We start from the raw sequence: 23,254 nt of genomic DNA on the forward strand, positions 1-23,254 counted from the left end.
ATCGTTTAGTTTCAATAATTTACTGAATGACCGCAGAGATTCGCGGGCTGCGCAGGAATTCTACGGCAAGTGTGCGACGGGATTTTTGCTGAATGATTTCAACTATGTCGCTCGAAGGGCCTCGTCGCCGCTACCGAAGTGGGATCGGCGACTGCCGCCTTTGGAAATAACAGCGGATGTAACGGCGCGTGTCGATCATTGTCTTCGACTAAGACAAGATCACTCTGTGCGCGAGAGCGCAAAAAGCTCCATCGCTTCGGCGAAGCCCTTTAATTGCTGCTGTCCGATCAAGATTGCATCCGGGATTTTCGCTTTTTGCCGGAAGGGGGCCGAGGTCAGAAGCGCTTCGCCCCTTTCGCTGCAGATGCTCTGTATGCGGCTGACGATGTTGACGTCGGGGCCGATCAAGGTGAAGTCCAAGCGGTTGCCGGAGCCGACATTGCCATAGCTGACTTCGCCATAGTGCAGCGCGATGCCGACCTTGACGCGGATGCCGTCATACTCGAAGCCGCCTATTTCATCGAGGATTGTTTTCGCCGAAGCCAGTGCCGAACCGCAGGCGCCGGCCGCATCGGCGCCCGGGAAGAAGGCGAGGACGGCATCGCCCATGAATTTCAGGACTTCGCCGCCCTCGCGGGTAATTGCGGGCACCACCTTGTCGAAATAGGCGTTCAGGAGACCGAGGACGGTGCTGCCGGGCAGCCGGTTGGAAAGTTCGGTGAAGCCGCGCAGATCGCAGAGGAGCAGCGCCGCCTCCATGGATTCGATCTCGCCGCGGCGGATATGTCCGGCAAGGATCCGGCTTGCCGTCATCGGGCCGATATAAGTATCGAGAAGGCTGAGTTCGCATTGCCGGAGAACACGCAGCTCGCAGGTGTTGCGCAATGCCGGCAGAATGCGTTCGATAAAGTCCTGCTCGGCCGATGTGAAACCGCCGGGGCGGCGCGTGCCGAAGACGGCGGTGCTGATCGGCCCGTCCGCATTGCAGAGCGGCGCCACGATGAGTTGAACCAATCCGCGACCGTAAAAGATATCGATATGCTGCCAGCGCCCATGCGGGCTCTCGCCCGGGCCGACGACCAGCGTTTCGCGCATGTCCTGCGCCTTCACGAGCGGCGTATTGGCCAAGGCGAGGCGTGCGCCATGCTCTCGATCATGTATCTCGACCGGCTCACCCGGCGCCCAGGCAAAGGTGCGGCCGATGAATTCAGGATGCAGCGTCGTCAGATGCAGCGTCAGCCGGTCGACGGGAAGACCAAGCGCCTGCAGGCGGCGCCCAAGACCTGCGACAAGGCCCGCTTCATCGAGGGCGTGGCATTCGTCGCCGGTCAGCCATTCGATGAGGTTCAGGGTTGCCCCGGTATTGATGCCGCTGCGCGCCGTTCCGGGGGCTGCGGTTACCATCTTCGGCATGTCGTGCAGCAAGGTCATGATTATCTCCTCCTCTTCGAGAGGCGGCGCTCAGTGCGCGCCGCCGCCGGAAAGTTGACCGGGTTTCTTGAGAAGCAGGCTGGCGGCGAGGGCAATGACCAGTGCTGCGCCGAGCAGGAAGAACGTGTCGCTGAAAGCCATGATGTTGGCCTGCTTGCGAAGGCTGCCTGCCACCGCGACGATTGCCTTGTGCGCGGCAAGCGCCTGGTCGCTGACCCCATGGTTCATGAAATAATTGGTGAGATTGGCAACACGGGCGCGGGTAGCCTCTTCGAATACCGAGACCGAATTCGTGAGGATGTTGGAGTGGAACTGCTCGCGCTTGGTGAGGAAGGTCTGCAGCGCGGCAATGCCGACCGCACCGCCGAGATTGCGCATCATGTTGAAGAGCGCCGAGGCGGAACCGGCATTTTCCTGCTCGATGCCGGCGGTGGCGATTGCCGTCAGCGGTGTGAAGGCGAGTGCCTGGCCAACGGCACGCACGATGTTCGGCCAGAACAGCTGATCGCTGGCATAGTTGCTCGTCATGTAGATGTTCATGAAGTTCGAAGCGGCAAAGAGCGCGAAGCCGGCGATGATCAGCAGTCGGGCATCGATGCGCTTCATCAGCCGCGGCACGAGCGGAATGAGGATGAGCTGCGGAATGCCGGTCCAGGCAAGCACCATGCCGATCTGCTCGGAATTATAGCCCTGGATGCGGGTCAGATAGATCGGCAAGATGAAGACCGAGCCATAGAGGGCGACGCCCATCAGGAAGTTGGCGACGATACCGAAGCCGAAATTGCGGCGCGCCAGCAGGCGCAGGTTGAGGAGCGGATGGGCGGCGCGCAGCTCGATGACGAGAAAGAGCGTCAAAGAGACGGCGGCGATGACGGAGAGGCGGACGATGAACGGGGAACCGAACCAGTCATCCTTGTTGCCTTCTTCAAGCACGGTCTGCAGCGCGGCAAGGCCAACGGCCATGGTGACGATGCCGGGCCAGTCGCCCTTGGCGAGCAGCGAGAGGTTCATCGGCGCGCGGTCGAGCGAGGCCCAGAGCATGCCGACCATCAGCATGCCGGGCACGAGGTTGACATAGAAGATGTATTCCCAGCCCCAGTTTTCGGTGAGATAGCCGCCGATGGTCGGGCCGATGGCTGGCGCGAAAGTTGCGGAAAGGGCAAAGAGGGCAAGACCCATCGGCTGCTTGGGCTTCGGCAGCAGCGTGATGATGATGGTAAAGGCCATGGGGATCAGCACGCCGCCGGAAAAGCCCTGTATGGCGCGCAGGATGATCATCTGCTGCAGGTTTGCGGCAAAGGCACAGCCGACCGAGAAGATGAGAAAGAGGATGGCATTGGTCAGCAGATAAATGCGAACCGAAAAGACGCGCGCCAGCCAGGCGCTAAGGGGAATGACGACGATCTCGGCGATCAGGTAGGAGGTCGAGATCCAGCCGCCGTCATCGGTTCCGGCGCCGATCGCACCCTGGATATCGGCAAGCGAGGCATTGACGATCTGGATGTTGAGAACGGCCATGAAGGCGCCGAGCGTGGAGCCGATCACGGCGGTCCACATGCGCAGCGGGCTCATGGCGGGCCGGGCAGCCGGAGCGGCGACGGTGCTCGCGGGTACGGCGGAATTGCTGTTTGCGGCGATCTGAAGAGTGGCCACGATGTTTCTCCGTCCGGCTGATGCCGGAACAATCTCATGACAGTGTTGAGGCGATAATCGACAAAGGAAGGGAAGGGTTATCCGGCGTCACTGGATAATTTCTCGGCATTGGCCGTCGAGGATTGGACCGCCTTGGTATCGATTTCAGGCTCGACCGACATGCCGGAGCGCAGCAACCCCGCCAGGTGCTCATCATCGATGACGATCTTCACCGGAATGCGCTGGACGATCTTGGTGAAATTGCCCGTCGCATTGTCCGGCGGCAGCAGCGAGAATTCCAGCCCGCTTGCCGGCGAGAGGCTATCGACGTGACCCTTGATATTGATATCGGGGAAGCTGTCGACCTTGATCTCGACCGATTGGCCGGGGCGCACATAGGTCAGCTGGGTTTCCTTGAAATTCGCGACGACATAGACAGAGTGCAGCGGCACCACCGCCATCAGCTGCGTGCCCGAGGTGACGTATTGCCCGACGCGGATCGAACGGGCGCCGACCGTGCCGTCGACGGCCGCGACGATGTTCGTATAGGAGAGGTTGAGTTCCGCCTGCTGGACCGCGGCAGCGGCACGGTCGCGCTGGGCGACGGCTTGATCGCGTTGCGTCTGCAGCACCGGTACCTTGTTCTGGGCGGCGACAAGTGCTGCCTGGTCGCGTTCGACGGCAGCGGCCGCCTGCTTGCTGGCCGATTGTGTCTCTTCGGCCCGCGATTGCGTGCCGGCGCCATTGCTGATTAGCCGCGCCTGACGGGCAGCATCGGATTGGGCATAGTCCAGGGAAGCCTGCGAAGCGTCGAGCGTTGCCTTGGCCTGCCCGATCAGCGATTGCTGCAGCAGGATCTGCGCATCGATATTGGTAATCGCCGCATCGGCAGCTTTGAGATCCGCCTTCGCCTGGGAAAGAGCAGCCTGGAAATCGCGGTCGTCGATGCGGGCAAGCACCTGGCCGGTCTTGACCGTATCATTGTCGTTGACGAGCACTTCCTTGATGTAGCCGGCGACCTTCGGTGCGATGGTCGTGTAGTCAGCCTTCACGTAGGCGTCGTCGGTCGATTCGATGAAGCGTCCGACTGTCCAGTAGCGATAGCCGAAATCGGCGCCGAAGGCGACGCCGGCCAGCAGCGCAGCAGCAAGTATGCCGCGCTTGACCAGCTTGCGGCTCGCCTTGGGGGCAGCGGCGGTGGCAGGGGCGCCGACGGCCGGGCCTTGCGGCGCCTCCGCGGCTGGAGACTTTGCCACTTCGCCGGCCGGTGCGGCATCGGCCTGGCTAGCGTTTCTGAACGCCTCGTTGCGGGGTAGTTCGACCATTGTCCGTTTCCTTCAGCATCGAGCCCGTTTGCATAGGCCCCTTTTTGATGCGATGAAGATGCGTCCGAACGGTCCTTCTGATAATCTCCCCAAATCTTGAAGGATCATCAACTCACAGCGGATAATCCGAGGACGATATGGATCGGCTGACCAGCCTGATAGTCTTTGGCCGGGTGGTGGATTGCGGCGGTTTTTCCGCGGCCGCCCGCCGGCTCAACATGTCCGTCACCATGGTGGGCAATCATGTGCAATCCTTGGAAGATCGTCTCGGCGTGCGGCTCCTCAACCGCACGACGCGCAAGGTCAGCCTGACGGAGACAGGCAAATATTATTATGAGCGCTCCTCGCAGATCCTTGCCGATCTCGAGGAGGCCGATCGGGCGGCGGGCGCTCTCAGTACCATGCCGCGCGGTACGCTGAAAATCTACACCAGCGGCGCCATTGTCCGATTCCTGCTTCCCGTCATCAACGAATTCATGACTCAGTACCCGGCGATCTCGATCGACTTCAACGTCGGCGAGCGCTCGATCGATATGATCGAAGAGGGCTACGATCTGATGATCCGCACTTTGCCATCATCGGAATCGACACTTATCGCACGCAAGCTTGCGCCGTGGCGCCACATGCTCGTCTGCTCGCCCGAATATCGCGAGGCGCATCCTTTGCCGAAGGTGCCGGCCGATCTCGTGGCGCATAATTGTCTGCAATATACTCACTATCCTTATGGCGACGAATGGCGTTTCGAGGATGCCGACGGTAAGCAGCAAGGCGTCAAGATCTCGGGCAATGTCGTCTCCAACAGTGCCGAAACGCTGCGTTATCTGTTAGCGACCGGGCAGGGGATCTTCCTTGCCCCGAGCTTCATCGTCTTCGAAGATGTCGCCGCCGGGCGTCTCGTGCGCGTCATGCCCGATTATCGGGCCGTGGAGTTCACGATCAGCGCGATCTATCCGAACCGCAGCCATCTGCCGACCAAGGTCAGATTGTTTATCGACCTTCTGGCGGAACGCTTCATCGAACACCGCAAATGGATGACCTGAGCGGCCATGTCTTGACGTGCGCCTGTATGCTGATGGCTGGATTATTGCTTGTTGGCGGCAAGTGACGCCGATGTCTCTGGTCTGCACAAACGGTGCACGGCATTCGGTTTACACTTCGATTAAATAAGGATATCCTTTGTCCTTGATAGGGTCAGCAAAGTTCGGCCCCCGCGGAATAAATGTATGATCTTGAAAAGCCAAGTCGAATGGGCGCTTCATTGCTGCGCCATTCTCGCCGGACTGCCCGACGGTCGTTATCTCTCCACCAAAGCACTGGCCGAATTCCATGGGCTTCCCAAGGAATATCTTTCCAAGGCTCTGCAAGGCTTGTCGCAGGCGGGGCTTGTCGATACGTCCCTCGGCCCTTCGGGTGGCTACCGGCTGGCGAAACCGCCGGCCGAACTGACCTTCCTTGAGATCGTTGAAGCCGTCGAGGGCCGGCAGCGCACCTTTGTCTGCACCAACATCCGGGCCAACAATCCTTGCCGGCCGAAGGACCATTGCGAAAGCAGCCCATGCGCGGTCGCGCGCATCATGTGGGAGGCCGACGAAGCCTGGCGGGCAAAATTGCGCGGGGTCAAGCTGTCGGATCTCGTCGGCATCCTGTCGCAGGAAGTCGCGCCGGAGCTTTGGAAGAGCTCCTTCGAATGGGTGCTAGAGCGAGCCGGATGAAAGCGACCTGACCACCGCTGCGGTGGGCTCGGCACCCTCGGCGGGCGGCAGGCAGAAGAAGCTTTGTTCCGGCATCGCCAATGAGAGGCCGTTCGTCTTGCAGTGCCGATAGACGAGATCAATGACCTCATTTTTGGCCGGCATTCGGCTGGCCGGGCTCGCCACGCAAAACTGCAGCTCGACCTCGATAGCCATTGCATCGATCGCTTTGAGCGCGACGGACGGCGGCGGAATTTTAACGATTCGCTCGCAGCTCCGCAGAACGCCCAGCATGAGGTCTTCAACCACGGATGGCGGCTGGGTGGCGGCAACGTGCACGGAAAGTGCGATCCAGTGCGTTTCGTCAGGACGGCTGAGATTGGTCATTCCCTGTTTTGCAAGGACGCTATTGGGCAGGACGACGACATTGTGTCCGCCGGTCAAAAGATTGGTGGAGCGCCAGTTGGTTTCGGCGACGCGCCCTTCCGTCCCGTCGCCAAGCTGGATCCAGTCGCCGATGACATAAGCACGACCGAGCGTGAGCGCGATCCCGGAAAAGACGTCGGCCAGCGTGTTCTGCAGCGCCAGGCCTATGATGATGGCGACCACGCCAGAGGTTGCAACCAAAGGGCCGATCGGCGCTCCGAAGACGAAGCCGATGACTGCCAGAGCCACGCCGAGATAGACGACACCGACGATCAGATCCTGCAGCAGATGTGCTTCCCGCGGCTTGTGGTTGAGAGTGATATAGATCTGCACGAAGCCGATTAGCGTCCATGCGAGATGGAGCCACCAGAGAACCCTTGCGGATTTGGCCAGCAGGACGCCGGCCTCCTGAAGCTCGGCATCGTCGAGGCGATAAGGCGAAACTCCGGCAAGCCAGAGCACCAGGCTCATGCAGGCGAAGAACAGGATCTGCACGATCAGGCGCCCGGTCGGACGGCTGCGTCCCTGGATATGCCAAATGAGAATTCCGGCAAGGCCTAGAAGGTTGATGAGGACGAGCGGCAGGGAATGATATTCGCCAAACATGACGGGCTCACCGGTAATGATTTGCCAGGGGGGCGGGGCGAATGCGGATGGCACCCGCCCCAGCGCGACTATTTCTCGATCGGGAAGGTCAGTTCCTTCTGGCTGCTGTCGACGACGAAGACCGCCAGCAGCTTCGCCGGCTTGGTCTTGCTGGCATTCTCGCTGACGCCATGGCGATCGCCGGGCATTTCGGAGAAATTCTCGCCGGCCTTGTAGACCTTGACGGGACCGTCATTGACCTGGCTGCGGATCGCCCCCTCCAGAACAGTCGCATAGATGAAGGCCGAATCCGGATGGGTGTGGCCCGAGGAAAAGCCTCCAGGGCCGTATTCGACCAGAACGCCTCTCATGCTCTTGCCAGGAGCATTCGGCAATTCATGCTCATAGACGAGAGTAACCTTGGCATCTTTGTCGCCGGCATCATGCGCGGTCGCCGCCGTGGCAGACAAGAGAGCCGTCATGGCAAGGGTAAGGATTGACTTGATCATCTCGAAATTTCCTTTCTCGAAAGTTGGGCGATGGGCCGCCCCCGGCGACACATCGTCATCCCCTTATTTGCGGGCGGATGTCGCGAACCATTGTTCGAAATTGATGCGGCCGAGGCGGGGATTGTTGTCGGAGACAAGCGAACCGTCCTCCAGCTTGGTGCCGAAATACTGGGCTTCCGGATCGGCCACGACCTTGCGGGTGTCGCCCATCGCCTTCAGGTAACGGGCGACGAAATCGCAAAGCCGAGCACGCTCTGGGCCGGAAATCTCAATGATGCCGTTCATCGGCGCCGCAAGGGCCGCATCCGTCACGAAATCTGCGACATCATCGGAAGCGATCGGCTGCAGAAAACCCGTCGACAGGCGGGTGGTGTCGCCGACCGTGCCGGACTGCGCAATGCCGCCGAGGAATTCCATGAATTGCGTCGAGTGGACGATCGTATAGGGAATGCCGGATTCCTTGACGATCTTTTCCTGAGCGACCTTGGCCCGCATATAGCCGCTCTCGGGCAGGCGATCCGTGCCGATGATGGACAGGGCGATGTGATGCTTCACGCCGGCCACCTTCTCGGCCGCCATAAGGTTGCGGCCTGACGTCTCGAAGAATTCGAGCACCGCCTTGTCCTCGAAGGAGGGCGAGTTTGCGAGGTCGATGACGACGGAGGCACCAGCCAACGCCTCGGCGAGACCCTCACCGGTGATCGTATTGACACCGGTATTCGGGGCGGCGGCAATGACTTCATGGCCCTGTTTGCGGAGGCGGTCTGCCGTCTTTGAACCAATCAGGCCGGTTCCGCCGATGATGACGATTTTCATGAGTTTCTCCATCTACGGCCGCTTCGCGCACCGCATTGTTCATTCGTTGCTGAATGGTAGGTCGGGATCCTGCCGGTCCTACCGAGGCCGGAGATCCTTTCGGCTGAGCCGGGGCGCGTCCTTAAAGGCCGTGCGCCGGCTCGGCTCTGGTGCACCAGGCGGTTAGTAGTCCCAGAAGACCGGTACCCAGCGGAAGTGGTCGCCATCGGCTGCCACATGGCCAACCGAGGGGAACGGCATATGAGTGGCCACCAGAAGCTCGCCGGTCTCCACCAGCTCCCGCAAAAGACGAACGCGGACGCGGGCAGCTTCTTCCGGGTCGTGTTCGAAGCCATTGAACCAGTCTGGGTGATCGAAGCCGACCGCGAACACCGCGTCGCCAGCAAACATCAGCCGGCCTTTGCCGGATGCCACGCGGACCACGCTATGCCCGGGCGTGTGACCGCCGGTTCGGGAGACGACCACGCCCGGTGCCACCTCGTGTTCATCATCGAACAATTGCAGGTGACTGTCGTACTCTTTCCTGAACTGCTTAGCGGTCGCCCGAAGCGCGTCCGGGAAGCCGGGCGGCATGGACACGTGGGAGAAATCGGGCGCCTCCCAGAATTTGACCTCGGCCGCCGCCACATGGATCCGCAGGTCTGGACGCAGCCGCTCCTTCACCCCGTCGACGAGCAGCCCGCCGACATGGTCCATATGCATGTGGGTCAAGACCACGTCGGTTACCGATCCAAGGTCGATGCCGGCGGCTTCCAGTCGCTTGATCAATTGCCCGGCCCGCGGCAGGTTCAATTCCGGGTCCAGCCCTAGGCCGGCGTCGATGAGGATGGTCTGCTTGCCACTGCGCACCACGACCACGTTCAGCGCCCAGTCGAAAGCGTCCGGCGGCAGGAACATGTCGTTCAGCCAGGCCGCGTGCTCAGTCGGGTCGGCATTGTATCCCAACATCTTGGTAGGAAGCGGCAGCACGCCGTCGCTGATCACCAGCACCTCAATGTCGCCGATCTGCACCGCATAGCGCGATGGAACCAGTTCGTCGGCGCCTGATTTAACGGGCTGTGCGGGGTTATTCATGTTCATGTCAGTCTCCTGTTGATTGTGGTCTTGGAACCGATCACGCCGACTCCACCGTTGAAACGATTTCATGAGGTGTTTTTATCGCGGTCGCCTAGCGGCCGCGCATCGCTCAGTGAGGCCTTTGGCGGGAGGCCTAGTTGAGGCCGGCCCTGTCGAGGCCGTAGAGTTTGTCGGCCGAACCCGGCACGGCCTTGAAGGCGATGCTGGCGCGGTTCCAGGCATTGATGACCATGATCGCGAAGGTCAGATCGGAAATTTCCCTCTCAGAAAGCTGGCCGCGCACACGCTCATAAAGCTCGTCGGGAATGCCGCCTTCCGCCAGCTTCGTCACGGCCTCGGTCCATGCGAGGGCGGCGCGCTCGCGCGGGACGAAAAGGTTGGACTCGCGCCAGATGGCGATGTGATAGAGCCGGAGCTCGCTCTCGCCGTGGATCTTGGCTTCCTTCACATGCATGTCCAGGCAGAAGGCGCAGCCATTGATTTGCGAGGCACGGATCTGGACGAGATCGTGGATCTTCTGATCGATGGCGCTGTCTTTCAGAGCCATGCTGAGATCCGACAGCCTCTTGAAAAGCGCGGGGGATTGCTGGGCGTAGTTCACGCGTTGCGTCATGGATCATCTCCGTTATTAAGGACAATTGGTATCCTTATGGATATAAAATATCCGTAATTGCTGGACAGTAAAGCCCTTCGGAATTAAGGTGGCCACATAAGGCTTATGCGGAAAAGTATGGGGGTGGGGATGGACATCGTAGGTGCGCTGCAAACATTCATGAGAGTAGTGGAAACAGGCTCCTTCTCGGCTGCCGCCGTTCACCTCAGCGTGACGCAGCCGGCGGTCTCTCGGCAGATTTCGGCGCTGGAGGCGCATCTTAAGACGCGTCTCCTGCATCGCACGACGAATGCGTTGGCTCTGACGGCGGAGGGGGAGCAGATCATCCCGATGGCGCTCAAGGTCATCGAGGCGGTCGAAGCGCTCAGTGAAACGACCTGTCGTGGCGGCACGGCCGCGACGGGCAAAGTGCGGCTTGCCTTGCCGACACCGCTGGGGCTTTGCCTCAGCGATCGTCTCGGGATGCTGTTCGAGCAGCACCAGGGACTTTCCGTCGAACTGCTCTTTCGCGAGGAGCCGTCCGACCTAGTCGAAGAGGCGATCGATCTCGAGGTGCGCCTTGGAGTGGTTGCGGACTGCAGTCTGATGTGCCGCCGGATCGGCTGGACGACGGCATTTCTCGTCGCCGCGCCTTCATACCTGCAAGGGCGGACAGCTCCGAAAAGACCTGACAATATCCGCGCCCATGATTGCATCTGCTACAAGCGTGCCGGCGACGGCAGGTCATGGTCCTTCTCCAATGGTGCCGAGGACGAGGCCGTACGGATCGCGCCGCGCCTGATCGCCAATAATTCCGTTGCCGCCCACCGCGCGGCACTCGCTGGCAACGGCCTTGCCGTGCTTTCCCATATATTGGCCGGTCCTGATATCGAGGCGGGTCGGCTAGTGAGACTCATGCCGGATTTTCCGCCGAGCCGATTGCCGATCAATGTCGTTTATCCGTCTCGGCGGAACATGCCATTTCGCATCAGGGCCGTGCTCGACTTTCTGATCGAGGTCGTCAGGGAAGATCCCTTGATGGCGCCGTCGCTTCAGCATTGAGGCTTCGCCTCGCGGCCGGAGGCTGATACGCCGCCTCCTTTGATCAGATCTTCGCAGCCTTGGCGAAAGTCGGATCGAAGGTTTTGTCGAACGGCACATCGGCATTGGCGAGTTCCTGATCGAGCGTCTTCAGGACGCCCATCATGGAATGATAGCCTTCCATCGTGACCATGCCGTCCGGAGAATACATCTCCTTGGAATTCTTGAAGGCCCGCATATAGAGATCGGGGTTGCCGAGCAGATATTCCTCCGGCACTACGCCGGCGACATCCTCCGGGCTTGCGGTCGAAATCCATTTCAATGCCTTCATGAAGGCATTGACCGTCCGCTGTGTCGTGATCGGATTCGCCTGGGCAAATTCGCGCTTGATGTAGACGGTCGCGGCGGGGTTCGGGCCGCCGAACAGGGCGCGTGTGCCGGCTTCCGTGCGGGTGTCCAGAAGCACGGTGATGTCGCCGTCATATTGCAGCTGCGCGATGACGGGGTCGAGATGGGAGAGCCCGTCGATCTGTCCGCTCTTGGCCGCGGCAACCGCGCCGGCTCCACCGCCGATGCCGATCAGCGATGCATCGTCGCTCTTCAGCCCGTTCTTCAGCATGGCATATTGGAACATCAGCGCCGTCGAGGAGCCCGGTGCCGTCACGCCGATCTTGCGGCCCTTCATATCGGCCATGGACTTGATCTCGCCGGCCAGATCCTTGCGCACGGCGATGACGATCCCCGGAAAGCGGCCGAGATTGCAGATCGCGACGATATCCTGGCCCTTGTTCTGCATGCGGATCGTATGCTCGTAGGCGCCGGCGACGACATCAAGGGAACCGCCGATCAGGCCCTCCAGCGACTTCGAGCCGCCGGCGAAATCATTGATGGTGACATTGAGACCCTCTTCCTTGAAGAAGCCTTTCCGCTCGGCGATCGTCAGCGGCAGATAATAGAGCAGGGGCTTGCCGCCCACGCCGATCAATAGGTCCGGCTTTTCCGGTTTCGCCTCCTCAGCCGCGGCGGGCAGAATGCCTGCGAGCGATGCGCCGATGCCGAAGCTCGCCGTCCTGATCAGAAATGTCCTGCGCTCCATGTTTTTTCCTCCACTTCGCTATTTTCCTTGGCGCTACTGGCCGCGCCAGGCCAGCAGTCGCCGTTCGACCACGGTCATCACCCAATCCACGATTAGGACGAAGGCCGTCAGCACGACCATGCCGGCAAAGACGCCGGTCACGTCAAAAACACCCTCGGCCTGCTGGATGAGATAGCCGAGACCGGCGGCGGAGCCCAAATATTCGCCCACGACCGCACCGACCACCGCAAACCCCACCGACGTATGCAGGCTGGAGAATACCCAGGAAAGTGCCGAGGGCAGGTAGACATGGCGCAGCAATTGCCGCTCGTTCATGCCAAGCATGCGGGCATTGGACAGGACCGGCTGGCTGACTTCCTTCACCCCCTGATAGACGTTGAAGAAGACGATAAAGAAGACAAGCGTGATGCCGAGCGCGACCTTGGACCAGATGCCGAGGCCGAACCACAGAGCAAAGATCGGGGCAAGCACGACACGGGGCAGGGCATTCGCCGCCTTCACGTATGGATCGAAGACGGCCGCGATCAACGGCCGGCGGGCGAACCAGAAGCCAAAGACGATACCGCCGAAGGCGCCGAGCAGAAAGGCCAGGATCGATTCCGATAGCGTGATCCAGAGATGGTACCAGATCGATCCGCTGGCAAACCACTGGATGACGCGCCGCGCCACCTTGAGCGGGTCGGCGAAGAAGAAGGATATGGTCTTTGGATTGCCGAAAAGGCTGGTATTCGTCGCCAGATGCCAAAGGACGAGGACGGCGAGCGCCACCAGGACCTGCAGCGAAAGAAGGAGCGTGCGGTTCATGCGATCTCTCCGCTGCTCTGGCGGTAGGCCGTCATGACTTCATCGCGCAATGCCTGCCATATATCGCGATGCAGCTGGTTGAAAACCGGATCGTGCCGTATCTCACCAATCTCGCGCGGCCGCTCCAGAGGCACCCTGAAATCGCCAATGATGCGCGATTTCGGTCCGGCGGACATGATGACGACGCGATCGGCAAGAGCAATCGCCTCATCGAGGTCGTGCGTGACGAACATGACCGCCTTGCGGTCTTCGGACCAGAGCTTCAGTAAAAGGTCACCCATGATCAGGCGGGTCTGTGCGTCGAGCGGGCCGAAGGGCTCGTCCATCAAGAGCAATTTCGGATCGCGGATTAGGACCTGTGCAAGCCCGACCCGTTTGCGCTGGCCGCCCGACAGCATGCGCGGAAAGCGGTCCGCAAAGGCGGCAAGCCCGACGCGCCCCAGCCATTCGCGCGCTCTCTTCCTCGCTTCCGCGTGGCCGATACCGGCAATCTCAAGGCCGATCGCGACATTCTCCAGCACCGTCTTCCAGGGCATCAGCGAATCCTGCTGGAAGAGATAGCCCGCCTGACGGTTGATCGATTTCAGCGGCTGGCCGAAGACCTCGACCGTGCCGGACGCAGGCGCCAAAAGCCCCGCAGTCGCGTTCAGAAGCGTGGATTTTCCGCATCCCGTCGGGCCGACGATCGCCACGAATTCGTGCGCTTCCACATTCAGATCAGTAGCCGCAACGGCATCGAACCGTGTTCTTTTGGCCATTTCAAACGAAATCGCCACCTGTTTCAGGCTGACCGCCCGCACAGCCGTCATCATCATGCCCTGCTGTTCCTCCCGGACATCCACCAACCTCAAAGGACCGGGTGTCGGGCATTGCCATTGTGGCCAACAGATCAAAGCAGGCCGCGTCAGTCAATATGCGATCGGGCGCACAGTTCCTTATGTCACAGCGGAAGGCAGCAAAGCCCTACCAAAGGCCCGGGGCGAGCCGAAACCGCACGCGTCGGGCGTAGTCGGCATAGCCCTCGAGTTCGGTTTGCAGCAGGGCATCTTCCCAGCTCGTGCGCAGGATCAAAACGGCGCTTGCCCAAGCGGCCGGGATCAAGGCCCACCACGAGGCCAGCGCCAATGCCAGCCCGGCGAATACCATGATCGCGCTGACATAGCCGGGATGGCGCACGAACGCATAGGGACCGTTGCTGATGACGTGCTGGCCGCGTTCGCGTTGCAGACGGACGCCGGGCTCGAAGAAGCGATTGACCGCTTGTGCCCAGGCGCCAAACCCGATGCCGGCGCCAAGCAGGACATAGCCGAGGATCACGACAGAGATAGGCATCGCCGACCACGACATTCTGCCGGAATCAAAGGTTGCTACCGGAATTTCGGCGACCAAGCCGAGGCAGATAAGCGAGACGAGAATCACATCCCAGCGTTTGGTGCCGGCCTGAAAGCGATTGCGAGCCCGGAAGATTGCGGGGTTTACCCGTTTCAGAACCAGGACCGCTACACCGTAGACCGCGAAGAGGAAGGCGAGGAAGATCCATCCGGGCGGCCAGCCGAGGCGGCCGGCTGGCAGGAAAATGAGCGCGAGCAAGGCGAGTGGCAGGCCGATCGCATAGGATATGGCCGCTGTTCGGGACATAGGTGGGGGTTCGGTGACCGTCATCCGTTAATCTCCACGCATGGCGAACGCAGGTCCGCAATCATTGTCGGACAGAGCATGTAGCTACATCGTCCGGTTGTTCAAGACATAATTCTCCATCTTATGTGGGCCAAGAACAGTTGGCAGACAAGATTCCGATCGATCATCCGCAATCGCGTTCTTGAAAACGAACGGCCAATGAATTCGTCCCGTCATCGACGATGGAAGCGGCGGATTGGGCATTCGGGCGTCAGGCCGCGCCCATGTGCGCCTTCATGTCCAATCACGGGCAAGGGCGCAATAAATCGGCTGATCCGCCGGTCTCGCAAGTCGGGTGACCGACACCGCAATCGGTGGCAATCGCGATCCAGCTTCAAGGCGAACGCTCGCGCCGTCGATGCGAATGAGATCCAGATGCTTTGCCAGGTCCGGTTCGTCCAGCCCATCGAAAATGCCGCGGCCGCTGATCTTCAATGCCGCTTCCTTGGCTACCCAAAGGCGGTAGCAGATCTCACGTGCCGCGCTGCTATCGAACCCGGCAATGGCGGCCGCCTCACCCTGCGAGAAATGGTCGGCGGCAAAGGCGATCGGATCGAAACCATTGATATCCTCGATCTCGATATCGACGCCGACAGCGGCGTCGGGCGAGAAGCCTGCCAACAGCAGGTCAGCCCGATGCGAAAGCGAAACGCCAAGTTCGTGATGGGGAGGGTTCAGCGCCGGTCGATCGCTCGGCCGGCGGTAGATGACAAGATCATCCCGTTGCGCCGCGCTTCTCAAAGCGGCTTGCGCCGCTCTGTCGCGCTCCATCCGCCCGTCTGGAGCCGGGCGAACGAGAACAGCGACCGCATCCGCAATTCTCAGGACCACATCGAACTGAAGAGCCGTCACGGCGGCGCTCATGCGGCCGCGGAGGGCAGGGTCTCTTTTTGAACCATGGGAGCAGGTTCCTGCTCGGCTTCTACGGCCTGGGCGGGCGTACCGACCCATGACGTGCTTGCCGGGATGGCCTCGCCCTTCATGACCAGGGTCAGCAGTCCGATCTCGGCGAAATCTCCGATATTGGCCTCATAGAGGACCGTGCTGCCCGAGCCGACTGAGACGCCCGTGCCGATCCTGATACGGCCCACCTTCATGATGCGGTCTTCATAAAGATGCGTTTGCGGGCAGGATCCCATGTTGAGCACGGCATGGTCGCCGATATGGGTGCAATCAAACTCGCAAATGTCGGTGCTGTTGATCCATGTGCCGCGGCCGATCTTCGCGCCGAAGGGGCGCAGCAGCCAGGGCAGGAAGGGCGTGCCGCGCAGGTAGTCGAGCAGCATCTTGCTGGCGAGCCCGCCATAGAAGACCGCGACGGCCTCTGTGCGCATCGCCCACCATGACCACATCGGCCGGTTCATGGGCTTGTAGGTGCCGATGAGCGTCCATTTGAAGGCGACTGCAACTAGATACAGGATACCCGAGGTTGCCAGGCCGGAAGCCATCAGCGTCCAGAACAGCCTGCCCCAGGCGCCATCGTCGATGGCGCTTGCCATCAGGTCGGACATCGCAAGTGCCATGACGATAAGGATGGCGGTCGGCAGCGACGTGTGCATGGCCTCGAACATGATGCGGACAAGACGCATGCGCAGAGGCGGCGCATAGGTGCTTGTTGCCGCCGCCTCCAGCCGCTCGCGCGTCGGGAACTGGAAGGCGGGGCTGCCGCACCAGGTTTCGCCCGTCTTGACATGCAACGAGTCCGGCAGGCGGGTCTTGATGCCGACGAGTGAATCACTCTCGATCACGGCGCCCTGCGAGATGACGGAGGAATTGCCGAAGAAGCAGCGGTCGCCGGTCTTCAGGCGCTTGAGCACCATCCAGCCGTTCTGGATTTCCTCGTCGCCGAAGATCGTTTCGTCGCCGATGAAGTTGTCGCGGCCCATTTCGATGAGGTCGTAGCGACCGGCAAAGTTGGCCGAGATCTCCGTGCCCTTGCCGATCTTGGCACCCATCAGGCGGTACCAATTGCGCATGAAGACCGTGGCATAGAGCGAATTCAAGGTTTCCAGCATGGCCTCGGTGGTCAGGCCGACGATCCATTTGCGGAAATAGAGGTTGCCGAAGATGGAGTAGCGGCCCGGTACGACGCGGGGCAGCAGCACCCATCGGAACGCGACGACGACAGCCATGGACACGATGATCAGCAGCAGGGCGGCCGGCCAGGAAAGGGCGGCGATCATTGCCCAGGACAAAGCCTCGTCAGTGCCCGGAGAAAACATCTCCTGCACGGCGGAGAATAGGTAGAAGGCCGGGAAGATCGGCAGGAGGCCGACGACGAGGCTGACATTGTAGGCGACGAAATAAGCGGCGAACTGGAATATACGGCCGGCGATCCCCAATTCCGGATGCGCCGGCATCTCCTCGTGTTCCGCATGCCCGGTCCGGCGTGCGGGCGAGCCGTCCCAGCGCGTATGGGCTTCGACATGCGTGCCCGCGGCGAGCGCCGTCAGATCACCGATTATGGCGCCGTCGCCGATCTTGACACTGTGGCCGATGACGCAGCCATTGCCGATCTGCACGCCTTCGCCGATGTCGATCGTGCCGACATGAATTTCATTGCCGATGACTTCGACATTGGCGAGCTTGATCTTGACGCCGAGGCTGGACCTTGCACCGACGCGCACGAGATCGATTGCGCCTTCTTCGAACTCATCGATCATCGCATCCTGGCCGACCTTGGCTCCCAATGCCCGCATATAGAGGCGAATGAGCGGCGAGCCCTTGAGGAATTTCGGAGCCGTGAGCTGAACGATGCGCTGCATCAGCCAGATGCGGAAATAATAGGTGCCCCACAGCGGATAGACGCCGGGGCGCGTGCGGCCGATGACGAGCCATTTTAGCACAACGACGACAAGCTTCTCGCCGAGATTGAGGCCGAGATAGACGCCGCCGAGGATGAGGATCTCGTTCCAGACCGATGCGCCGTCGTCGATCAACAGGATCGAAGCGAGCAGCAGGCCGATCCATTGCAGCGTCGCGAGGGCGACGATAAAGGGCAGCACCACGGCCTGCGCCAGGCCGCAGAGGAAGCGCCGGCGCCAGGGAGCCGGCTCGAAATTCTTAGGCTCCTGCCCGGAGGCGCGCTCGGTCCGTTGCTCGAGGATTGCCGCGATGCCTCTGAGGGTGCGGCCGGCATAGACGTCGCGCAATGCGATCCCCGCAAGCAGCGGGATCTTGCGGACCTCGGAAACGAACCGGGCCGCCAGCATGGAATGGCCGCCGAGCTCGGTGAAGAAATCCGCCTCGAAATTGATGGAGCGCAGGCGAAGCGCTTCGGTCGCAGCCTTCAGCAGCTGCGCTTCGGTCCAAGTGCGCGGCGGCTCCTGCGCTTGCGTCGCCGGATCGCTCACCAGCGGGATCGCGGCAAGTGTCTTGCGGTCGACCTTGCCGGAGGGCAGCCGTGGCAGCGACACGTGGCTGTGCCATGCGGCAGGCACCATATAGGGCGGCAGCTTAGCGGCCAGCACGGCGCGCGCCTTGTCGCGATCGAAGCCGTTGCCTGTCGTCACGACATGGGCGACCAGCATGTCCTCGCCATCCGGCGGTCGGTGCACGACGACGGAGGCGGCCTTCACGTCGGGAAGCTCGCCGACGACGGTCTCGATCTCACCGAGCTCGATACGATAACCACGAATCTTGACCTGGTCGTCGATGCGTCCGAGGAAATGGAGCTGACCGTCTTCGTCCATCAAGACGGCGTCGCCGCTGCGGTAAAGCACCGGATCGTCGTGGGTCGCGAAGGGATTGGCGATGAATTTGGCGGCGGTCAGCTGCGGCAGGTTTCTGTATCCGGCGGCGACACCCGGCCCGCCGATCAGCAGCTCGCCGGCATCGCCACGCGGAACAAGCTGCAGGTTCTCGTCAACGACATAAGCGGCCGTATTGGCGATCGGGCAGCCGATCGTGATCGGCCGCGACGAGTCGAGCTCGGCATAGGTCGCCACGACAGTCGTCTCGGTAGGGCCGTAAGTGTTGATCAGGCGCCGGCCGGGTTTGGAGAAGCGGCTGACGATCGCCGGCGGACAGGCTTCGCCGCCGACGATGATGACGCGCAGGCTTTCGACGTCGCGTTCCAGCATGGTGAGCAGGGTCGGCACGGTGTCGATGACCGTGATCTTTTCCGCTTCCAGGACGTCGGCCAGCCTGTCGAGCTCGGCCATGACTTCCGATGTCGCAACTTTCAGGGTCGCGCCGACCAGATAGGGAATGAATATTTCCTCGAGCGAAAGATCGAAGGCGACCGAAGCCTGCTGAAGGACGACATCCGATTCGACAAGCCCCAGCACATCGTTACCTGCCCGCAGATAATGGCAGATGTTCCGGTGCGTGATCACGATCCCTTTCGGCTTGCCGGTGGAGCCGGACGTGTAGATCGCATAGGCGGGATCGTCGTGGGCAGCGACGCGCGGAACGATGTCCGCGTTGTCTTCGGAAAGCAGGCCCTTGAGGAGAAGCGTCTGGCCATCGAAGGCTGGTGCAAGCGCAGCCTGTTCTTCATGCGTCAGCAGCCATTTTGCGCCACAGTCGATAAGGCTGACGGCGACACGGTCCGCAGGGGCGGCCGCATCGAAGGGGATGTAGGCGGCTCCAGCCTTGAGGATTGCCAGAAGCGCGACATGGAGCTCGAGGGAGCGTTGGAGCCACAGGCCGACAAAATCGCCCGGGCCGATGCCGCGGCGGCTGAGCGCGCGCGCGGCTTCATCGGAGAGCCGGTCGAGTTCGGCATAGGTCATCGCCTCATCGGTTCCGATGAGGGTCAGTGCCGTTTTGTCGGGGCTGGCCGCGACCGTTGCCTTGAAGATGTCCACGAGTGTCTCGTTGCGGACGAACTCGGGCCTGATGCCGCCTGAGGAAACCGAGAGGCTGGCATTTGAAGTAATCGACGAAATCTGGATAGTCATGGTAACTTCTGCGGAACGAAACTCGGCACAATCAGCGTGCCATCTGTCGACGCTTATACACCTTCCAATTTGCAGCTCTCTTACGGGGGTTGTCAGGGAACTGTAATGTTGAGAAAGTTATGATTTACCGGCGCAGGATGCGACCTGCGAGCATGTGAAGAAGGATTGATATCGTTGCGCATATTCGAGCGAAGAGCCGGCAGGCCCCGCCGACTGTCCGTTCTCCTGGTGGCAGCTTCGCTGAGTTCCATAGGCATGGAGGCATCGGCCCGTTCGCATAACAGCGTGCTGGTGGAGGATGGCGGTACGCTGCGGCCACTGCGCGACATCTATGCCGTCGTCGCGCGTGAAATGCCGGGACGGGTGCTGCGAATCAAGCGGGTTCGCCGCGCTGGTCATCAGGCCTATGCCGTGCGCGTGCTGAAAGCCGACGGCAGGCGTGGTGATATCGTGCTCGATGGCGCAACGCTCGCCGTGATCGAGAGACGCTGACGATGCGCATTCTCATAGCCGAGGACGAGCCCAGCATCGTAGCGGATATGCGCCGTTGCCTGGAAGACCAGCACTATGTCGTCTCGACCGTGAGCAACGGCGAAGAGGCATGGTATCGCGGTGATATCGAGCATTTCGATCTCGTGATCCTCGATCTTGGGCTGCCGAAGCTCGATGGCCTGACGGTATTGCGACGCTGGCGTGCAGAGCGCCGCGGCATGCCTGTCATCATATTGACGGCGCGCGACGGCTGGCGCGACAAGGTCGATGGCATGGATGCCGGCGCCGACGATTATTTGACCAAGCCCTTCCGAATGGAGGAGCTTCTGGCCCGTGTGCGCGCGCTGATGCGCCGCGCCGCCGGGCAATCCTCTCCCATCCTTTCCAATGGCGTGCTTGAGCTCGATACGCGCCAGCGCACGGTCTCGTTTCGCGGGCAGCCGGTGCAGGTCACGGCCCTTGAATATCGGCTTCTGGCCTATTTAATGCACAATGTCGGTACTGTCCTGTCGCGGTCGCAGATCGCCGACAGTATCTATGACGAGGAGACGGAGCTCCTGTCGAACGCGCTTGAAGTCGTCGTCGCGCGCCTGCGGCGCAAATTCGATGGGACGGTCATCGAAACCCGCCGCGGCCAGGGTTATATCATTCCGCGTGAGGCGCCGCCGTCATGACACCGTTCTCGCTGCGAGGGCGGTTGCTGCTGGGTTCCGTGGTGGCGATCATCGTTGCAACCTTTCTTGCCGGGGTCGGCATCAACGCCATTTCCGGACTGGCGGTGAGGGCGCTCGCGCTTTCCGAGATAGACGAGGAACTGCGCGTTCTGCTGGCGGCGGTCGACATAAATTCCTCCAATCAGCTCTTCCTCGACGACACGCCGACGGATCCTCGCTTCGGCATTCCGAATGGCGGCTTCTATTGGCAGGTCGGGCGCAACGGCGCCGTTGAGTTGCGTTCGCAATCGCTCTGGGAGCAGAACCTGCCCTGGTTGCGTGCCCGCCCTCGCGATGCCGGCCGGGCAACGGATATGAAAGGACCGAACGGCAGCCGTCTTCTCGCCGTCGAACGGTCCATTTCGATCCCCTCGGCCACGGGCGACCAGATCGTCGATATCGTCATGGCGCTCGACAACAGCGAGCTTGCGCCGGCGCGCTGGCGCTTCTTCTATGCCATGGCACCCTCTCTAGGCGTGCTGTCGGTCGCCCTGATCGGGGCGGTCGTGGTATTTCTGCGCTATGGATTGCGGCCACTGAACGATCTCCGCACGGCATTGATGGCGGTCCAGGAGCGATCCGCACGAAAGATCACCGGCCAGTTTCCGCGCGAGGTCCAGCCTCTCGTGGACGATCTCAACGGTCTGCTGGCTTCCCGCGAGACGCAGTTGACCCAGGCGCGTGCTCGCGCCGGCGATCTCGCGCATGGCCTCAAGACGCCGCTGGCGGCTCTCGAGGCGACGGCGCGGATGCTTTCGGAGGAGGGCATGTCTGAGCGCGCCGCGGCAATCCAGGCGGAGGTCAGCCGCATGGAAGCGCAGATCAAGCGGACGCTGGCGCAGACCCGCGCGAGCCTGGCGGCCGCCCATACGGTCGGCGTCATGGATGCCAGCGCAGATCTGCAGAAGATCATCTCCGTCATGCGGCGCCTGTCGGCGGACCGAGAGATCGAATTCGAGCTCGTGGCACCCGCTGAAATGTGGCTGGCGGTGGACGAAGCGGATTTCGCCGATATTACCGGCAACCTGATCGACAATGCCAGGAAGTGGGCGGCGGGAAGGGTCGAGGTTTGTCTGTCGCTGCTGCCCGAACTCGAAGGAGTGAAGCTGCTCATCGAGGATGATGGTCCGGGCCTGCCCGAGGATGCGGAGATCGCCTTCATCCGCCGCGGCCGGCGACTGGACGAAAGCATCGCCGGGACCGGCTTCGGTCTTGCGATCGCCAAGGATTTGGTCGAGGCCTATGACGGGAAGCTGACGCTCGCCCGCTCCAATCTCGGCGGATTGTCGGTCACCGTCACTTTGCCGGTGCGGCTGGTCAAGGACAGGCAAATGGCACCGGAAGTCTAAAGCAGTTCGGGGGAACGTTTTGGCTGCCCGATATCGTCAGGCTGATAACAACAGCTTCGCGCTCTCCTCGTCCGTAATGAGTGACGTTGCCAGTGCGGCTCGGATCGCTGCGCGCAGGATCGCCTGCTTGTGTGCACCGCCGGAAGCGACGATGCGACAGGGTATGCCGCGATAATCGGCGAGATCCGGGGCAATCACCTTTCCGTTCAGCGGATGGTCGACAGGATTGCCGTCCGCGCCGAGATAGTGGCCGAGCAGATCGCCGACCGCGCCGGCCATTGCAAGGCTTTCGACATCCGTGCCGGCCGGCAGCCCGTAGCGTACCTGGAGCGATTGCCGGGTCATGTCGCCGACGCTCAGGAAGGACATATCCACCTCGCAGGTCTTGCGGAAAACTCCTTCGAAGACCGATTGGGAGATGATCGCCGCGCGCGATTGCGGGCTTTCCGCATAGATCGGAGCAAGAAAATAATGGCATTCCGCCTTCAGTACCTGGGCGAAGCCTCGCACGATTTCAAACGTGTTGATTTCCGAGCCGCGTGCCAGCCCACCCATCATCGAGCGCACCTCGATCTGCGGTTCGCTCGTTGGCGTCATATGGCTCACCGTCTCGCGCAGCGTCGCTCCCCAGCCGACGCCGATCGAGCGCGGCCTTCGTGCCTGGATCAGCCGATCCAGATAAGCTGCGGCGCCGCGGCCGATTGCCTGATGGAGCAGGCGCGGATCGGCCGGCGTCGGAACCACAACCGCGCCTTCGAGGCCGAAGCGCTCGCATAAGCGCGATTCGAACTCGATGCTAGCGGTGAGCGGCGAGGCGAAGCTCACCCTGACGATCCCTTCTTCCACGGCGGCGGCGAGCAATTCGTTCACCCGCCGGCGGGTAAGGGTCATCCGCTCCGCGATCTGGGCCTGGGTCAGGCCTTCCACGTGGTAGAGCCATGCCGCCCGGATCTTCATCTCGTGCAATTCCATATTTCCCGTGACCATATGTCTAAAAGTTACAAACATCACATAGATGTAACATATGTAACGTAATGCCGTCGGCATGACGATAGAGTTTCTGATCTCCGATTGCGACGCCGCATCGATCGACA

21 protein-coding genes are annotated in these 23,254 nt (G+C 61.3%); 6 read left to right on the forward strand and 15 right to left on the reverse strand.

Annotated elements, in window-relative coordinates; translation table 11 throughout:
- Window positions 1-219: 219 nt before the first annotated feature.
- The 3 genes from FP026_RS07060 to FP026_RS07070 all read right to left on the reverse strand — a co-directional run bounded on the left by FP026_RS07060 (window position 220) and on the right by FP026_RS07070 (window position 4,388).
- Window positions 220-1,404: an adenylate/guanylate cyclase domain-containing protein gene (locus FP026_RS07060; RefSeq protein WP_246665286.1), complete on the reverse strand. Its 1,185-nt coding sequence runs from the start codon at window positions 1,402-1,404 to the stop codon at window positions 220-222.
- 57 nt (window positions 1,405-1,461) lie between these two features.
- Entirely contained in the window at window positions 1,462-3,084 is a 1,623-nt protein-coding gene (locus FP026_RS07065; RefSeq protein ID WP_149633910.1) for an MDR family MFS transporter, read from the reverse strand.
- Between the two features lie 77 nt (window positions 3,085-3,161).
- Window positions 3,162-4,388 carry an HlyD family secretion protein gene (locus tag FP026_RS07070; protein ID WP_149633911.1) on the reverse strand — a complete coding sequence of 409 codons (1,227 nt, stop codon included), beginning with the start codon at window positions 4,386-4,388 and terminating at the stop codon, window positions 3,162-3,164.
- A 137-nt stretch (window positions 4,389-4,525) separates the two neighbouring features.
- On the opposite strand from FP026_RS07070, the gene FP026_RS07075 reads away from it, so the two are divergent.
- A complete protein-coding gene (locus tag FP026_RS07075; RefSeq protein ID WP_149633912.1) occupies window positions 4,526-5,428 on the forward strand; it encodes a LysR family transcriptional regulator in 903 nt (300 codons plus the stop codon).
- Between the two features lie 183 nt (window positions 5,429-5,611).
- Entirely contained in the window at window positions 5,612-6,100 is a 489-nt protein-coding gene (locus FP026_RS07080; protein WP_112345759.1) for an RrF2 family transcriptional regulator, read from the forward strand.
- Here the strand turns inward: FP026_RS07080 and FP026_RS07085 are convergent.
- The 5 genes from FP026_RS07085 to FP026_RS07105 all read right to left on the reverse strand — a co-directional run bounded on the left by FP026_RS07085 (window position 6,083) and on the right by FP026_RS07105 (window position 10,105).
- Window positions 6,083-7,111: a mechanosensitive ion channel family protein gene (locus tag FP026_RS07085; protein ID WP_149633913.1), complete on the reverse strand. Its 1,029-nt coding sequence runs from the start codon at window positions 7,109-7,111 to the stop codon at window positions 6,083-6,085. The genes FP026_RS07080 and FP026_RS07085 overlap by 18 nt on opposite strands.
- A gap of 68 nt (window positions 7,112-7,179) precedes the next feature.
- Window positions 7,180-7,599, reverse strand: coding sequence for a cupin domain-containing protein (locus FP026_RS07090; RefSeq protein ID WP_149633914.1), 420 nt, complete (start codon window positions 7,597-7,599; stop codon window positions 7,180-7,182).
- 63 nt (window positions 7,600-7,662) lie between these two features.
- Window positions 7,663-8,415, reverse strand: coding sequence for an SDR family oxidoreductase (locus tag FP026_RS07095; RefSeq protein WP_149633915.1), 753 nt, complete (start codon window positions 8,413-8,415; stop codon window positions 7,663-7,665).
- 162 nt (window positions 8,416-8,577) lie between these two features.
- Window positions 8,578-9,495 (reverse strand): MBL fold metallo-hydrolase, encoded by a 918-nt coding sequence (locus FP026_RS07100; protein WP_188112524.1) that lies wholly within the window; start codon window positions 9,493-9,495, stop codon window positions 8,578-8,580.
- 130 nt (window positions 9,496-9,625) lie between these two features.
- A complete protein-coding gene (locus FP026_RS07105; RefSeq protein WP_149633917.1) occupies window positions 9,626-10,105 on the reverse strand; it encodes a carboxymuconolactone decarboxylase family protein in 480 nt (159 codons plus the stop codon).
- 129 nt (window positions 10,106-10,234) lie between these two features.
- Here FP026_RS07105 and FP026_RS07110 point away from each other — a divergent pair, with 129 nt between their 5' ends.
- Window positions 10,235-11,146, forward strand: coding sequence for a LysR family transcriptional regulator (locus FP026_RS07110; RefSeq protein WP_149633918.1), 912 nt, complete (start codon window positions 10,235-10,237; stop codon window positions 11,144-11,146).
- A 43-nt stretch (window positions 11,147-11,189) separates the two neighbouring features.
- On the opposite strand, the gene FP026_RS07115 is transcribed toward FP026_RS07110, so the two are convergent.
- The 6 genes from FP026_RS07115 to FP026_RS07140 all read right to left on the reverse strand — a co-directional run bounded on the left by FP026_RS07115 (window position 11,190) and on the right by FP026_RS07140 (window position 19,606).
- Entirely contained in the window at window positions 11,190-12,221 is a 1,032-nt protein-coding gene (locus tag FP026_RS07115; RefSeq protein WP_149633919.1) for an ABC transporter substrate-binding protein, read from the reverse strand.
- Between the two features lie 33 nt (window positions 12,222-12,254).
- The gene (locus FP026_RS07120) at window positions 12,255-13,025 is read right to left on the reverse strand and encodes an ABC transporter permease (protein WP_149633920.1); all 771 of its coding nucleotides are present in this window, start codon (window positions 13,023-13,025) and stop codon (window positions 12,255-12,257) included.
- Window positions 13,022-13,840: an ABC transporter ATP-binding protein gene (locus FP026_RS07125; protein WP_149633921.1), complete on the reverse strand. Its 819-nt coding sequence runs from the start codon at window positions 13,838-13,840 to the stop codon at window positions 13,022-13,024. Before FP026_RS07125 ends, FP026_RS07120 begins: the two co-directional genes overlap by 4 nt.
- Before the next feature lie 148 nt (window positions 13,841-13,988).
- Window positions 13,989-14,687: a methyltransferase family protein gene (locus FP026_RS07130; protein ID WP_188112525.1), complete on the reverse strand. Its 699-nt coding sequence runs from the start codon at window positions 14,685-14,687 to the stop codon at window positions 13,989-13,991.
- Window positions 14,688-14,936: 249 nt separating this feature from the next.
- Window positions 14,937-15,554, reverse strand: coding sequence for a 4'-phosphopantetheinyl transferase family protein (locus tag FP026_RS07135; protein ID WP_149633922.1), 618 nt, complete (start codon window positions 15,552-15,554; stop codon window positions 14,937-14,939).
- Between the two features lie 8 nt (window positions 15,555-15,562).
- Window positions 15,563-19,606, reverse strand: coding sequence for a Pls/PosA family non-ribosomal peptide synthetase (locus FP026_RS07140; RefSeq protein ID WP_149633923.1), 4,044 nt, complete (start codon window positions 19,604-19,606; stop codon window positions 15,563-15,565).
- Between the two features lie 174 nt (window positions 19,607-19,780).
- On the opposite strand from FP026_RS07140, the gene FP026_RS07145 reads away from it, so the two are divergent.
- From FP026_RS07145 to FP026_RS07155, 3 genes are read left to right on the forward strand one after another with little or no spacing between them, the layout of a single operon-like run.
- Complete coding sequence (locus tag FP026_RS07145; protein WP_246665277.1) at window positions 19,781-20,098, forward strand: PepSY domain-containing protein; 318 nt, start codon at window positions 19,781-19,783, stop codon at window positions 20,096-20,098.
- 2 nt (window positions 20,099-20,100) lie between these two features.
- Window positions 20,101-20,772, forward strand: a complete 672-nt coding sequence (locus FP026_RS07150) for a response regulator transcription factor (RefSeq protein ID WP_113248853.1) — start codon at window positions 20,101-20,103, stop codon at window positions 20,770-20,772.
- Window positions 20,769-22,160: a sensor histidine kinase gene (locus tag FP026_RS07155; protein WP_149633924.1), complete on the forward strand. Its 1,392-nt coding sequence runs from the start codon at window positions 20,769-20,771 to the stop codon at window positions 22,158-22,160. The genes FP026_RS07150 and FP026_RS07155 overlap by 4 nt, the downstream gene beginning before the upstream one ends.
- 36 nt (window positions 22,161-22,196) lie before the next feature.
- On the opposite strand, the gene FP026_RS07160 is transcribed toward FP026_RS07155, so the two are convergent.
- Window positions 22,197-23,132 (reverse strand): sugar-binding transcriptional regulator, encoded by a 936-nt coding sequence (locus FP026_RS07160; protein WP_149633925.1) that lies wholly within the window; start codon window positions 23,130-23,132, stop codon window positions 22,197-22,199.
- Between the last annotated feature and the right edge of the window lie 122 nt (window positions 23,133-23,254).

This window comes from Martinezella tropici (assembly GCF_008370325.1).
Lineage (GTDB): Bacteria > Pseudomonadota > Alphaproteobacteria > Rhizobiales > Rhizobiaceae > Rhizobium > Rhizobium tropici_B.

What these genes read in the sequence shown, in the direction of transcription:
- FP026_RS07060 (WP_246665286.1), bottom strand. Translation starts at nt 1,404, where the DNA reads ATGGTAACCGCAGCCCCCGGAACGGCGCGCAGCGGCATCAATACCGGG.
- FP026_RS07070 (WP_149633911.1), bottom strand. Translation starts at nt 4,388, where the DNA reads ATGGTCGAACTACCCCGCAACGAGGCGTTCAGAAACGCTAGCCAGGCC.
- FP026_RS07075 (WP_149633912.1), top strand. Translation starts at nt 4,526, where the DNA reads ATGGATCGGCTGACCAGCCTGATAGTCTTTGGCCGGGTGGTGGATTGC.
- FP026_RS07080 (WP_112345759.1), top strand. Translation starts at nt 5,612, where the DNA reads ATGATCTTGAAAAGCCAAGTCGAATGGGCGCTTCATTGCTGCGCCATT.
- FP026_RS07085 (WP_149633913.1), bottom strand. Translation starts at nt 7,111, where the DNA reads ATGTTTGGCGAATATCATTCCCTGCCGCTCGTCCTCATCAACCTTCTA.
- FP026_RS07090 (WP_149633914.1), bottom strand. Translation starts at nt 7,599, where the DNA reads ATGATCAAGTCAATCCTTACCCTTGCCATGACGGCTCTCTTGTCTGCC.
- FP026_RS07095 (WP_149633915.1), bottom strand. Translation starts at nt 8,415, where the DNA reads ATGAAAATCGTCATCATCGGCGGAACCGGCCTGATTGGTTCAAAGACG.
- FP026_RS07100 (WP_188112524.1), bottom strand. Translation starts at nt 9,495, where the DNA reads ATGAACATGAATAACCCCGCACAGCCCGTTAAATCAGGCGCCGACGAA.
- FP026_RS07105 (WP_149633917.1), bottom strand. Translation starts at nt 10,105, where the DNA reads ATGACGCAACGCGTGAACTACGCCCAGCAATCCCCCGCGCTTTTCAAG.
- FP026_RS07110 (WP_149633918.1), top strand. Translation starts at nt 10,235, where the DNA reads ATGGACATCGTAGGTGCGCTGCAAACATTCATGAGAGTAGTGGAAACA.
- FP026_RS07115 (WP_149633919.1), bottom strand. Translation starts at nt 12,221, where the DNA reads ATGGAGCGCAGGACATTTCTGATCAGGACGGCGAGCTTCGGCATCGGC.
- FP026_RS07120 (WP_149633920.1), bottom strand. Translation starts at nt 13,025, where the DNA reads ATGAACCGCACGCTCCTTCTTTCGCTGCAGGTCCTGGTGGCGCTCGCC.
- FP026_RS07125 (WP_149633921.1), bottom strand. Translation starts at nt 13,840, where the DNA reads ATGATGATGACGGCTGTGCGGGCGGTCAGCCTGAAACAGGTGGCGATT.
- FP026_RS07130 (WP_188112525.1), bottom strand. Translation starts at nt 14,687, where the DNA reads ATGACGGTCACCGAACCCCCACCTATGTCCCGAACAGCGGCCATATCC.
- FP026_RS07140 (WP_149633923.1), bottom strand. Translation starts at nt 19,606, where the DNA reads ATGACTATCCAGATTTCGTCGATTACTTCAAATGCCAGCCTCTCGGTT.
- FP026_RS07150 (WP_113248853.1), top strand. Translation starts at nt 20,101, where the DNA reads ATGCGCATTCTCATAGCCGAGGACGAGCCCAGCATCGTAGCGGATATG.
- FP026_RS07155 (WP_149633924.1), top strand. Translation starts at nt 20,769, where the DNA reads ATGACACCGTTCTCGCTGCGAGGGCGGTTGCTGCTGGGTTCCGTGGTG.
- FP026_RS07160 (WP_149633925.1), bottom strand. Translation starts at nt 23,132, where the DNA reads ATGGAATTGCACGAGATGAAGATCCGGGCGGCATGGCTCTACCACGTG.